This is a genomic window from Rhizomicrobium sp. (genome assembly GCA_037200985.1).
Taxonomy (GTDB): Bacteria; Pseudomonadota; Alphaproteobacteria; order Micropepsales; family Micropepsaceae; genus Rhizomicrobium.
In genome coordinates this window covers 1,208,739-1,221,112 of record JBBCGJ010000001.1, presented here as the reverse complement: position 1 = coordinate 1,221,112, position 12,374 = coordinate 1,208,739, and the positions used below count along the sequence as shown (strand labels likewise).

The following is a 12,374-nucleotide window of genomic DNA, read 5'->3' as shown; positions in this document are numbered from 1 at the left end:
TCACACGCTGCGCTTCACCAGCATCTGCTTGATCTCGCCGATGGCCTGGGCGGGGTTGAGACCCTTCGGGCAGGTGTTGGTGCAGTTCATGATCGTGTGGCAGCGATAGAGCCGGAACGGGTCCTCCAGCTTGTCGAGGCGCTCGCCGGTGTGCTCGTCGCGGCTGTCGGCCAGCCAGCGATAGGATTGCAGCAGCGCCGCCGGTCCCAGATAACGCTCCGAATTCCACCAATAGCTCGGGCACGCCGTCGAGCAGCAGGCGCACAGGATGCACTCGTAGAGGCCGTCGAGCTTGGCGCGGTCTTCCGGCGACTGCTTCCATTCCTTCTCGGGCTCCGCCGTCTTGGTCTGGAGAAACGGCTCGATGGAGGCGTATTGCGCGTAGAAGTTGGTGAGATCGGGCACCAGGTCCTTCACCACCGGCATGTGCGGCAGAGGATAGACGGCGACCGGCCCCGAGATGTCGGTGATCGCCTTGGTGCAGGCCAGCGTGTTGCCGCCGCCGATATTCATCGCGCAGGAGCCGCACACACCCTCGCGGCAGGAGCGGCGGAAGGTCAGCGTCGGATCGATCTCGTTCTTGATCTTGATGAGGGCGTCCAGGACCATCGGCCCGCAGCTCGCCAGATCGACCGTGTAGGTGTCGACGCGCGGATTGGCGTCGCCCTCGGGATCGTAGCGGTAGACCTTGAACTCCTTGGTGCCCTTGGGCTTCTTGCCGTTGGCGTTCTTCGGCGCCGGCCAGACCTTACCTTTGGTCGGGCGCGAAGCTTTGGGCAATGTGAGCTGAACCATGACCGTCCTGGCGGGAAATATCGTGGAGCGGGTTTAGCAAGCCCCCTCCCCTCTGGCAACGCGGCACCTACCCCGTTCCGATCTGCTCGAACACCCAGGCGGTTTCGACCGGCCGGTCCTTGACCGATCCGGTCAGCACGATCTGCTCGGTGCGGCGCACCAGGTCGCCGCCGAGATAGACGCTTTCCTCGATTCCCACCTGCCCGCCGGAGCGGAACCGCCAGCCCTCGCCGTTTGGCAGCTTCAAGAGCACGCCGCCGCCCTGGATCTGCGACACGCGCACGTCGGGATGGATATGGAAGCGGATCGCGAAGGCTACGTCCTTGCGGCCCTTCTCGGGTTTCGGCAGCAGCCGGTCCGCGCCGGTGACGACGAGCCCGTTGACGGACAACACGACCTGCCGCTCATGGCGCACGCCGAATTGGGCGAGGTATCCGTCATGGCTGGCCTCGACGCTCCAGCCTTGCGTGGTCTCGAGGCGCTGCGTCTCGATCGTGCGCGGGCCCTTGAGGAGGCGCGGCCCGAGCAGGCGGCGCGCCAGCCCCGCGGGCAGGATCGCCGCCATCGAGGCGTCGTCCATTGCCAGCGTCGAATGCGCCGCGGTCGCGCGCAGCGCCGATTCCCATTTGGGATGCGCCAGACTGGCGGCGCCGCAATTGACGACGATGCGCTGGTTGCCGCTCGAGAATTCGAACGCGTTGCATCCCGCATGCGCCTGAATCGAGAATGCGGCCGGCGGCACCGCGCCGCAATCGAGCACCAGCAGCGATTTCGCGGCGGCGAGCCGCTGATAACCGGAATGGCGCGCGAAGGCGAAAGGCTGGCCGCGCACCTCGTCGCGCGCCAACAGGCCCGCGATCATCCGCGAATCCGCTTCGGTGCCGCCGTTGAACAGCGCCAGCGCGCCGTCGCCATGGCGGAAAAAGCGGATCGCCGGCGCGATACGGTCATGGGCGCTCCGTATTGGATGCGGCACGTCGAGGCCGCCGGCGCCGAGCGCGTCCATCACCATCACGATCAGGCGGTAGCAGGCGACGAGGTTCTCCGGCGAGCGGCTGATATGCCCGCCGTCGGGCAGGATCTGCCGCGTAATCTCGCTTTCGAGGCATTTGAGACCTTCTTCCAGCCGGCGCTGGCTGTCGCCGAGGCAGGCGCCCGAGAGCGCGAAGGCCGCCGCCGCTTCGAGGCGCGGCATGCCGTCCGGCGCCGCGCCCGCGATGCGCGCCAGCATGCGCGACTGCTCGCGCAGCGAGACGAAGACCTTCGAGCGCCAGAGCAGATCGGAATTGGCGATCACCAGCCGTCCATGCGCGAAGATGTGGATCAGCCGCCGCGCGATCACTTCCGGCGACCAGGCCGGCTCGGAATAGCGCGCATTGCGCTTGAGCCATTGGCTGATCAGGTTGGTCGCCAGCGTCCGCGATGCATCGCCGCCGGCCAGGGCCAAGGGCGGGAGCCAGGCAAATCCGTGTAGCGCCCGCGCCCACTCGTCCGACGGCGCCTCCTTGTCGAACACCGAGCCGTCCTTCACCTCGACCGTCTCGCCCGCGAAGCGGAAGCGCCCGCGCAGCAGGGCATCGGCGTCCTCCAGGCGGCGCGGCAGCGCGTCGTAGGGGTGGAACAGGATGCGGTCCGACAGCGGACCTTTCAGGAAGCGGCGATAGAGCCAGGTGCGGCGATACCAGACGCGAAGGGGACGGAGCCAGACGCGCAGCAGGGCGCGCAGGACCTCCGGTAGAAGACCGATGGGAAGGGAACTCGTCGCCTTGTCCGCCACGGCATCAGCCGCGCAGCGCGGCGATGTTCGCCGCGTAGCGCGACGGTCCGCCCGTGAACACCGCGGTTCCCGCGACCAGGATGTTCGCGCCGGCCGAGACCGCGAGCCTCGCGGTCTCGGGATTGATCCCGCCGTCCACCTCCAGATCGATGGCGCGGCCGGATTTGGCGATGCGCGTCGCGATGGCCTCGATCTTCCGGAGCTGGCTGTGGATGAAGGTCTGGCCGCCGAAGCCGGGATTGACGCTCATCACCAGGATGAGATCCGCGAGGTCCATGAGATTGTCGAGCATCTCGACCGGGGTTCCGGGATTGAGCACCACGCCGGCGCGCTTGCCCAGGCTCTTGACCAACTGCAGCGTGCGATGGACGTGCGGCCCCGCCTCGGGGTGGACGGTGATCCCGTCGGCGCCGGCACTCGCGAAATCCTGCACATAAGGGTCGACCGGCGAGATCATCAGATGCACGTCGAGCGGCTTCTTGGCGTGCGGCTTGATCGCCTTCACCACCATCGGACCGATCGTGATGTTGGGAACATAATGGCCATCCATGACATCCACATGGATGAGATCGGCGCCGGCGGCCTCGACCGCCTCGATCTCCGCGCCCAGCCGCGAGAAATCGGCCGAAAGGATCGACGGAGCGATGCGGATTTTGCTGGCCATGGCGGCCATTAAGTGACGGATTCTGATCCTGCCCGCAAGGCGGGAACGCGCCTAGGCGGTGGGTGTTTTCGTATCCAGCCGGCGCCGCGCTTCGCTCTCGATCCGGGGCCAGGCGATGAGAATGACCGCGAAGGTCGGCAGCCACATGATGCGCGACTGGTAGCGGCCATGCGGGCCGGAGAACACGCCGCAGACGAAGGCGTTGCCCAGGAGCGCGAGCAGGACGAAGGCCGGCAGCACGCTGCCGCGCCAGTCGCGCCGCCGCACCGCGTTGCGCAGGACGAGGTAGAGCGCCGCCAGCGACAGGATCGCGACGGGCACATGCACGAGGTTGATCGGCAGGAACCAGATCGCGCCTTCCTGCTGATAGGCGTGGTCGTAGTCGTCGAGCTGCTGGGGAATGGCGACCTTGAACTCGCGGTTCAGCACCCATTCCTGCGGCACGATCCCGTCGCCGGTCTGGAACCAGAAGAACTGCAGTCCCGCGTCCTGAGCCGCGACGATGGCGTTCTCCAGCGGATAGCGCGCCAGGCTCTGGCCCACGAGGTGCGCGGATTCCTTTGCCCGTTTCTCGAAGCCGCCGGCCTTGTGGAACGGACTGGCGATGCCGCCCATCCAAAGCCAGGTATCGGCATGGACCGGCAGACGGTCCTTATAGGGGCAGATCGCATAGCCGGCCGCGGGGCAATCGGTGTCGAGCACCGGCGCGATCAGTCCGTCCTCCATCAGCCGCGCTTCCAGGAAAACCATGCCCGAACGGCTGAAGAAGACGTGCTTGGTGAAGATGTAGTTCGCGGCATAGATCGACAGGATCGCCAGAACGAAGCTCGCCACGGAAAGCCTGAGCCGCGGGCGCGGCAGCGCGTTGGCCTCGATCCAGGCGACCGGCGCGAAGCGCATCGCGGCCAGGACGACGAGCAGGCCCGCGGCGAGCGCGACATGCGAGGAATGACAGGCGATCGCGATGGTCGCCGCGACCACGAGCAGGGTCTTGCGCGCGGACCCCAATTCCTCGCCATGGAACGCCAGCAGATAGATCGCGAGCGGCGCCACGGCGACGAAGCAATCCGGCTCGATCTGGCCGGCATACCAGGGAAGTCCCGTCGTAAGGCACAAGACCGCGCCGATCGCCAGCAGCGCCCAGAGCGCCATCTGCGGCCGGATCGCGCGGGCGAATTCCACCATGACGAAGGCGGTGATCAGGCACTGCGCCGCCGCCACCAGCCATAGGCTCAGCGCGCCGCCGCTCGCCGCCAGGAAGCCGGAATAGATCGGCGACCGCTCGGCGATGAAGAGATGCCCCAGCCCCTGCAGCATGTAGGCGCCGGTATCGTAGAAGATGATCGGGAAGCCGTTCCAGGCGGCCACGGACAACAGGATCGGGGTGAGAAGAAGAACGCCGAGAAGCTCGTTGCGCGGCCGCGCAATCGGCGCGGCCGGGAACACGAAGCGAAACGGGCGTAACCCCGCAACGGTGCTTCCCAACTCGCTCATTGCCCGGCGGACGCCCCCAACTCGTGTGCGAACAATGCCGCAACCAATGCTGCACTGCAAAGTGACAAAATGGACAGGCGCAACACTGGGGAGAAACGGCGCGGAAATCCTGCCGATTCGCTGGCATCGGCGCGGTTGACAGGCGGTCGCCCCGCCCTACACTCCGGCCCGCTTCGCATACCCGCTTTCTCGAGGAAATTCATGGCGGATACCCCGCACAGGGCGCAGCGCCCGCGCCCCTTGTCGCCCTTCGTGACGATCTATCACTGGCCCGTCACCATGGCGACGTCGATCACCCATCGCTTCACCGGCATGGGGCTGGCCGCGGGCACCGTCCTTCTCGCCTGGTGGCTCTATGCGGTGGCGAGCGGGCCCGACTCGTTCCGTGAGTTCACCGATCTCGCCGGCACGCCGCTCGGCCAGGTCATCCTGTTCCTGGTCGTGTGGTCGCTCGCCTTCCACCTGCTCAACGGCATCCGCCATCTCGCCTGGGACATGGGCTTCGGCTTCTCGAAAGAGACGGCGCAGACCAATTCCATCCTGGTGATCGCGGCCTCGATCCTGGTCGCCGCCGGCTTCTTCGCGCTCGCCTATGGCGGCTATGGGGGATACTACCAGTGAGCCTCGAAACCCCGCTGCACAAGGTCGAGGGCCTCGGCTCCGCCCATTCCGGCGTGACGCATTTCTGGCGCCAGCGCGTCACCGCCGCGGCGCTGATCCCGCTGGCGATCTGGTTCGGCGTCTCGGCGCTCGGACTGGTGGGCGCGCACGAGGCCGCCACGCTGGCCTTCCTGTCCAAGCCGCTCAACGCGATCCTGATGGCCGCCTTCGTGCTCATCGCGGTCTATCACATGGCGCTCGGCATGCAGGTCGTCATCGACGACTACGTCTACGTCTCCTGGCAGAAGCTCTCGCTGATGCTGCTCATGCGCGGCTTCGCGATCGCCGTCGCCGCCGCCTGCCTCTATGCCCTGCTCCGCATCGCTGGACCCATCGTATGACCGCCGGATACACCATCGTCGACCACACATTCGACGTCGTCGTCGTCGGCGCCGGCGGCTCGGGCCTCCGGGCCACGCTGGAATGCGCCCGCCTCGGCCTCAAGACGGCCTGCATCACCAAGGTCTTCCCGACCCGCAGCCATACCGTCGCCGCCCAGGGCGGCGTCGCGGCCGCGCTCGGAAACATGGGCGAGGACGACTGGCGCTGGCACATGTACGACACCGTGAAGGGGTCGGACTGGCTGGGCGACCAGGACGCCATCGAATATCTCTGCCGCAACGCGCCCGAGGCGGTTTACGAGCTCGAGCATTTCGGCCTGCCCTTCTCGCGCACCGAAGACGGCAAGATCTACCAGCGCGCCTTCGGCGGCATGACCTCGAACTACGGCCAGGGCATCGCGCAGCGCACATGCGCCGCCGCCGACCGCACCGGCCATGCGATGCTGCACACATTGTACGGCCAATGCGTGAAGCACGAGGTGAATTTCTTCATCGAGTATTTCGCGCTCGACCTGATCAAGGACGGCGACGCCATCGTCGGGCTGATGGCGTGGAATCTGGACGACGGCACGCTGCACCGCTTCCGCGCCCATAAAGTGATCCTGGCGACCGGCGGCTATGGCCGCATCTACCTCTCCTGCACCGGCGCCCACACCCAGACCGGCGACGGCAACGCCATGGTGCTGCGCGCCGGGCTGCCGCTCCAGGACATGGAGTTCATCCAGTTCCATCCGACCGGCATCTACGGCGCCGGCGTGCTGATCACCGAGGGCGTGCGCGGCGAAGGCGGCTATCTCACCAATTCGGAGGGCGAGCGCTTCATGGAGCGCTATGCGCCCAATGCGAAGGACCTCGCGTCGCGCGACGTGGTCAGCCGCGCCATGACCATCGAGATCCGCGAAGGCCGCGGCGTCGGGCCGAACAAGGACCACATCTTCCTGCACCTGTCCCATCTCGATCCGAAGATCATCCATGAGCGCCTGCCCGGCATCTCGGAAAGCGCGCGCATCTTCGCCGGCGTCGACGTCACCAAGGAGCCGATCCCGGTTCTGCCGACGGTGCACTACAACATGGGCGGCATTCCCTGCCATTACACCGGCGATGCGGTGACGCTGAAGAACGGCAATCCCGACACGCCCATCCAAGGCCTGATGGCCGTCGGCGAGGCGGCCTGCGTTTCGGTGCACGGCGCCAACCGGCTGGGCTCCAACTCGCTGATCGATCTCGTCGTGTTCGGCAAGGCCGCCGGCATGCACGCCGCGGAGTCGCTCAAGGGCGTCACCGGCCATCACGACCTGCCCAAGGGCGCGGGCGACGAAGCCATCGCCCGGCTCGACAAATATCGTAACGCCAAGGGCGGCACGCCGACTGCCGAGCTGCGCCTTGCGATGCAAAGGGCGATGCAGGAGGACGCCGCCGTGTTCCGCACCGGCGACACGCTCAAAAGCGGCCAGAAGAACATCGACGCGATCTATGCCCGGCTGAAGGACGTCAAGGTCTCCGACCGCTCGCTGATCTGGAACACCGATCTGGTCGAGACGCTGGAATTCGAGAACCTGATCCAGCAGGCCATCGTCGCGCTGGAGGGCGCGGTGGTGCGCCACGAAAGCCGCGGCGCCCATGCCCGCGAGGACTTCCCCAACCGCGACGACGCGAACTGGATGAAGCACACACTGTCCTGGCTCGATCCCGCGACCGGCGTGGCGCGGCTCGACTATCGCCCGGTACACACCTACACGCTGACCAACGAAGTCGAATACATCCCGCCCAAGGCGCGGACGTATTGAAAGCCTCCGATCGTTCGGCTCTTGAAAAGGCGAACGCTGCCACCCAGATCATTTACGACGTAAGGAAAAAGGGGGCCGGCATGACTTTGGAGCCGCTGCTGCACGCGCCGACGGCCGTGCAGGTTCACGTCGCGACCGTGGCGCCTGCATTCCTGATCGGCACCTTCCTGATATTTGCCAGCCGCAAGGGCGCTCCGCTGCATCGTGCGCTCGGCTATCTCTATCTCGTGCTGATGAGCATCACGGCGATCACGACCTTGTTCGTCCACCAGCTCATGCCGCACAGCCCGTTCTGGGGTCTCAGCCCGATCCATCTTCTGGTGCCGCTGACCTTGTTCGCGGTCGTCGGCGCGCTGCGCGGGGCCTGGACGCACAACGTCGCGATGCACAAGCGCGCGATGATCACGCTCTACGTCGGCGGCATGCTGATCGCCGGAACGCTCACCTTCCTCCCCGGCCGCATCATGCACGCGGTCGCCTTCGGCTCCTGACGCGCGGTGCCGCCGCAAACCGGAACAAATCCTATCTTCCGACGTATCCATCGCTGGGGTGGAGGGCGTTTGCGATGGAGATTTATATGCGGACGAGAACCCTGTTCCTGGCGGCGGCCGCCGTGCTTGCGATCAGCGGCGGCGCAGCCTTCGCGCAGGCCGGGCCTGATCCCGACGGCTATTACAGCCGCAGCGACCGCGACGGTTATTACGACCGCAACGGTCATTACCAACATTTCACGGATGCCGACCGTCCGCCGCCCGATGACCGCGGTTCGCCGCCGGATGCCGACGATCGCGGACCGCCTCCGCCGGACGACGACCGCGGTCCCCCTCCTCCGCCGCCGCGCTATTATCATGAAGGCGATTACGAGCGCGATTGCCACGCCGGCAATGCGGCGGGCACCGTGTTCGGCGCGGCCGGCGGCGGGCTGATCGGCGGCGTCGCGAGCCACGGCAATCCCGCGGCCATCGTCGGCGGCATCCTGCTCGGCGGACTGTTCGGCCATGCCGTGACGCACGACATCGACTGCGACGACCAGCGCTATGCCTTCAACGAATACGCGGTCGGCCTCAACGGCGATATCGGCCGACGCTACGAATGGCGCCATGGCGACAGCTATGGCTACTTCACGCCGACGCGCGAATATTCCGAGGACGGACTGCGCTGCCGCGAATTCACCACCGTGACGTACCGGCACGGCGAGGAATTTCGCCATGACGGCGCCGCCTGCTACGGCCGCGACGGCTACTGGCACTTCGACGATTGAACCGCTCGCGTAGCGCGACGGCCGGAGCGGCGCTATCGTCCGCGCGCGACTCCGGCCGGGCGGTTCGTCATGAGCGAGATACGGCGCCAGTACCAGGACAGCAGCCGGATGATGGCGCGCGCCCTCATCCACATCAAATACGCGCCGCAAGGCAGGCCGTGGTCGCTCGCTGATACCGGTCTGTTCGCCGCCGGCGCAAGCGTGCTCGACATCGGCTGCGGACCCGGCCGGTTCTGGGCGGCCGCCGCCAAGGCATTGCCGCCCGGCATCGCGCTGACGCTCGCCGATCTGTCGCCCGGAATGGTGGGGGAGGCCGTAAAGAACGCAACCGGCGCAGGCGGCATGTGGCGCTCCGTGACCGGTGCGGTGGCCGATGTCTGCGTCCTGCCCTTCGCCGACGATGGTTTCGACATCGTGACGGCGATGCACATGCTCTATCACGCGCCGGACAAAGACCGCGCCGTCGCGGAAATCGCCCGCGTGCTGAAGCCCGGCGGCACGCTCATCGTCACCACCAACGGCGCCGCGTCGATGGCGGAGATGAACCGGCTTTCGCATGCCGTTTTCGGCACGCCGCCCTATGACGTCGGCTCCGCGCCGTTCAGCCTGGAGAGCGGCGAGCCGATCCTGCGCCGCCATTTCCGCGATGTCGAAGTCCATGCGAAGACCGACATCCTGCGCGTGACCGATGCGCAGGATGTCGTGAACTGCCTGCGCTCGTTTCCGCCCGGCGACCGAGCCGACGAGGCGACGCTGCGAAATCTCGACCGCGAATTGGCGGAGCGGATGGCCGCCCAGGACGGCCTCTTCCCGATCACGCGCATTGCCGGCTACATGGTGGCGCGCGGCCACAAGGCTTGAGGCGTGCTACTTCGCCGTCGCCAGCGCCGCGGCGATATCGGCACCCGCGTTCCGGCGCAGCGCGATGCAGCGGTCGATCTGTTCTTCCGTATGCGCGGTTCGCCGTGCCGCGCCGAGCGCGGCGCTGAGCCTCTCCTGCTGGAAAGCCTCGGCGTCGGCGCGCGCGCCCGCGCCGCAGGCGCCGCTGAGAATACCCGCCATGCCGGCCATGTTGGACAGGCTGAGGCGCTGCGCGAAGGCGTCGAAATGCGCGCCCACATAGGCCCAGAGCGCCGCGCGGGCCACCGCCTCCTCCGGCATATAGGCGTTCAGATAGCGCAATTCGCCGATCCGCATTCGGGCGGGCGCCAGCGCCAGAAGCTTGGCGATCACCGCCGGATCGTCGCTGCCGGCGAAGGCATAGACGATGCTCCGCCGCACGGTTTCCTGATTCGTGGTCTGGAACACCGCGACCAGGTCGTCGGCATAGGCCTTGTCCGACAGAAGCGCCGCACGCAGCGCCTCGGCCCGCACCTCGGGCGCCAGCGCCTGCCATTTGGCTTCGCCCTGTCCCGTCGAGACCTGGATCGGACGCGCCAGCATGGCGATCGCGTCGGGATCGTGCGCTTCGGTGACGAGCAGGATCGCGAGATATTCGCGCGCGAACGCATCGGCCGGCGCTTCGCCCTTGCGCGGCGAGACGCCCGCCGTCTTGAGGCGCGCCAGGAAGTTCCGGCTGAGGAAGGCGCGATAGGCGGGAAGGTCGCTGGCCGCCAGACTGTGGCGCAGCGGCATGAGCCTGTTGGCGAGGCTTGCCAGCACGTCCCAGCGCGCGGCCGGCGCCAGCGCATGGATGAGCGCGAACGCGTCTGCGGCGCGCGCTTGGCCGTTGCGCAATCCGGCGAAGACGTTGGCCAGGAGCGTGATCTGGCCGGTGGCGTCCATCTTCGGCGCCAGCGCGATCTGCTTCTGCCAATCGGCCTCGCCCAGCGCGAAGCGGTAATAGCCGGCGCCGTCCGCGTTCGGCAGCGGCATCGCCGTGCAGCCCGCCGTCAAGGCCAGCGCGAAATGCGCGCCTTCGCCGACCCGGCAGGCGCGCGACGCACCGTCCATCGCGCAGACGGGCACGTGCCAACTGCGCTGCGGGGCGGAGAAGCCGAACGGCGCATAGGCCGACTGCGCGAAATCCAGTGCCGGCGGCGCGCAGCGCAACGAGGCCTTCAGCAGCGGCACGCCGGAGCGGTCGATGAAATCGCCGAAGGCCGGCACGATTTCGGGATGCCCCGTGGTGGCGGCGATGGTGCCGACGAAATCCCGCGCCGTCGCATTGCCGCGCGCGAATTTCGTCAGATAGGCATGGATGCCGCGCTGCCAGTTCGCAGGCCCCACATAAGTTTCGAACATGCGCAGCACCGACGCGCCCTTGTCGTAGGTGATGGCGTCGAAGGCGTTTTCGAGATCGTCGGTATTGGCGATCGGCTGGTGGATCTGCCGCGCCGAGGGCAGCTCGTCGAGGTCCATCACGTCGAAACCGCCGCGCAGCGTGTCGGTGGCGAAATCCATCTGCGGCAGCACGGCGGCGGACGCCTTGTATTCCGCCCAATTGGCGAAGGATTCGTTGAGCCAGGTGTCGTCCCACCAGGCGGGCGTGACGAGATCGCCGAACCATTGATGCGCCAGCTCGTGCGCCTGGACCGTCAGGCTGCCGCGCTTCTGGTCGAGCGGCGCGTCGGGATCGAGCAGCAGATAGCGCTCGCGGAAGGTGATGGCGCCGGCGTTCTCCATCGCGCCGGCCGCGAAATCCGGCACCGCCAGGATGTCGAGCTTCTGGAACGGATAGCCGATGCCGAAATAGGTCTCGAGCGCGACGACGATCTTGGGCGTCAGCGCCAGCGCATAGGCGATGCGCTTGCCGTCGCCGCGCGCCGCGATGCCGCGGATGTGCAGCGGGCGCGAGCGATAGGCATTGGGCGGCGCGGTGCCGCCGTCGACGACGTCGAGCGGACCCACCGCCAGCGCCACCAGATAGGTCGGCAGGGGCTTGGTCGTCTCGAACACGGTGTCGACCATGCCGTGCGCGGCGGGCGCGGCGGCGACGATGGGCGTGTTGCCGATGACCCGCATGCCCTTGGGCGCGATCACGGTCATGTCGAACGGCGTCTTGAAGCCGGGCTCGTCGAAGGACGGGAAGGCGCGGCGCGCATCGGTCGATTCGAACTGGGTGAAGGCGTAGGAATCGCCGCGGTCGACGACCTTGTAGAGTCCCGCCAGCGAGCGATCGAACGGCGCGTCGTAATCGAAGATCAGCGTCGCAGCGCCGGCCGGCACCTTGTCGACGAAGATCAGCCGCGCCACGCCGGACGGATCGACCTGGTCGTAATGCGCCGCGAAGCTCTGGCCCGATTTGAGCCGCACCGTCACGCCCGAAACGTTCAGGTCCAGGCCGTGCAGATAGAGCGAGCGCCGCGCTTTCGGAAAAAGGACGTCGATCTCGACATGGCCGGCGAAGCGATCGGTTCTGGGATCGATGCGAAGCGCGATGCGATAGCGTTGCGGAATCGCGTCGCGCGGCAATTTTCCGCGCGGGACGGTTTCGCCGCCGAGCGAGAGTCCCTTGCGCGGCGCCGCACGTTTCTCAGGCTCCTTGCCGCAGCCGGACAGGCATAGAACGGCGGCGAGGACGGCGAGCGCGACGGCGCGCCCGATCTTGTGCACTGCAATCAAGTGACGTGCTCCGGCGCTATGGGAACAATCC

11 protein-coding genes are annotated in these 12,374 nt (G+C 67.2%); 6 read left to right on the top strand and 5 right to left on the bottom strand.

All coding sequences use genetic code 11. The features are described from left to right. The 4 genes from WDN01_05835 to WDN01_05820 form a co-directional block, all read right to left on the bottom strand. The gene (locus WDN01_05835; protein ID MEJ0025531.1) at positions 1-795 is read right to left on the bottom strand and encodes a succinate dehydrogenase iron-sulfur subunit; all 795 of its coding nucleotides are present in this window, start codon (positions 793-795) and stop codon (positions 1-3) included. 67 nt (positions 796-862) lie between these two features. Then, positions 863-2,572, bottom strand: a complete 1,710-nt coding sequence (locus WDN01_05830) for a heparinase II/III family protein (GenBank protein MEJ0025530.1) — start codon at positions 2,570-2,572, stop codon at positions 863-865. Between the two features lie 4 nt (positions 2,573-2,576). After that, positions 2,577-3,236 carry a ribulose-phosphate 3-epimerase gene (rpe, locus tag WDN01_05825; GenBank protein MEJ0025529.1) on the bottom strand — a complete coding sequence of 220 codons (660 nt, stop codon included), beginning with the start codon at positions 3,234-3,236 and terminating at the stop codon, positions 2,577-2,579. Positions 3,237-3,287: 51 nt separating this feature from the next. Then, positions 3,288-4,730, bottom strand: a complete 1,443-nt coding sequence (locus tag WDN01_05820) for a hypothetical protein (protein MEJ0025528.1) — start codon at positions 4,728-4,730, stop codon at positions 3,288-3,290. A gap of 201 nt (positions 4,731-4,931) precedes the next feature. Between WDN01_05820 and sdhC the strand changes: the two genes are divergently transcribed. The 6 genes from sdhC (at position 4,932) to WDN01_05790 (ending at position 9,640) form a co-directional block, all read left to right on the top strand. Next, the gene (sdhC, locus tag WDN01_05815; protein ID MEJ0025527.1) at positions 4,932-5,351 is read left to right on the top strand and encodes a succinate dehydrogenase, cytochrome b556 subunit; all 420 of its coding nucleotides are present in this window, start codon (positions 4,932-4,934) and stop codon (positions 5,349-5,351) included. Further along, positions 5,348-5,731 carry a succinate dehydrogenase, hydrophobic membrane anchor protein gene (gene sdhD, locus WDN01_05810; protein MEJ0025526.1) on the top strand — a complete coding sequence of 128 codons (384 nt, stop codon included), beginning with the start codon at positions 5,348-5,350 and terminating at the stop codon, positions 5,729-5,731. Before sdhC ends, sdhD begins: the two co-directional genes overlap by 4 nt. Next, positions 5,728-7,518 (top strand): succinate dehydrogenase flavoprotein subunit, encoded by a 1,791-nt coding sequence (gene sdhA, locus WDN01_05805; GenBank protein MEJ0025525.1) that lies wholly within the window; start codon positions 5,728-5,730, stop codon positions 7,516-7,518. Before sdhD ends, sdhA begins: the two co-directional genes overlap by 4 nt. Before the next feature lie 80 nt (positions 7,519-7,598). Beyond that, positions 7,599-8,009 carry a DUF2306 domain-containing protein gene (locus tag WDN01_05800; GenBank protein MEJ0025524.1) on the top strand — a complete coding sequence of 137 codons (411 nt, stop codon included), beginning with the start codon at positions 7,599-7,601 and terminating at the stop codon, positions 8,007-8,009. Between the two features lie 86 nt (positions 8,010-8,095). Beyond that, entirely contained in the window at positions 8,096-8,779 is a 684-nt protein-coding gene (locus WDN01_05795; protein ID MEJ0025523.1) for a hypothetical protein, read from the top strand. A 69-nt stretch (positions 8,780-8,848) separates the two neighbouring features. Next, positions 8,849-9,640, top strand: a complete 792-nt coding sequence (locus tag WDN01_05790; GenBank protein MEJ0025522.1) for a class I SAM-dependent methyltransferase — start codon at positions 8,849-8,851, stop codon at positions 9,638-9,640. A gap of 6 nt (positions 9,641-9,646) precedes the next feature. Here WDN01_05790 and WDN01_05785 read toward each other — a convergent pair whose 3' ends face one another. Further along, positions 9,647-12,334: a M1 family aminopeptidase gene (locus WDN01_05785; GenBank protein ID MEJ0025521.1), complete on the bottom strand. Its 2,688-nt coding sequence runs from the start codon at positions 12,332-12,334 to the stop codon at positions 9,647-9,649. Positions 12,335-12,374 lie beyond the last annotated feature (40 nt).

What these genes read in the sequence shown, in the direction of transcription:
- WDN01_05790 (MEJ0025522.1), top strand. Translation starts at nt 8,849, where the DNA reads ATGAGCGAGATACGGCGCCAGTACCAGGACAGCAGCCGGATGATGGCG.
- WDN01_05795 (MEJ0025523.1), top strand. Translation starts at nt 8,096, where the DNA reads ATGCGGACGAGAACCCTGTTCCTGGCGGCGGCCGCCGTGCTTGCGATC.
- rpe (MEJ0025529.1), bottom strand. Translation starts at nt 3,236, where the DNA reads ATGGCCAGCAAAATCCGCATCGCTCCGTCGATCCTTTCGGCCGATTTC.
- sdhC (MEJ0025527.1), top strand. Translation starts at nt 4,932, where the DNA reads ATGGCGGATACCCCGCACAGGGCGCAGCGCCCGCGCCCCTTGTCGCCC.
- WDN01_05835 (MEJ0025531.1), bottom strand. Translation starts at nt 795, where the DNA reads ATGGTTCAGCTCACATTGCCCAAAGCTTCGCGCCCGACCAAAGGTAAG.
- WDN01_05820 (MEJ0025528.1), bottom strand. Translation starts at nt 4,730, where the DNA reads ATGAGCGAGTTGGGAAGCACCGTTGCGGGGTTACGCCCGTTTCGCTTC.
- WDN01_05800 (MEJ0025524.1), top strand. Translation starts at nt 7,599, where the DNA reads ATGACTTTGGAGCCGCTGCTGCACGCGCCGACGGCCGTGCAGGTTCAC.
- sdhA (MEJ0025525.1), top strand. Translation starts at nt 5,728, where the DNA reads ATGACCGCCGGATACACCATCGTCGACCACACATTCGACGTCGTCGTC.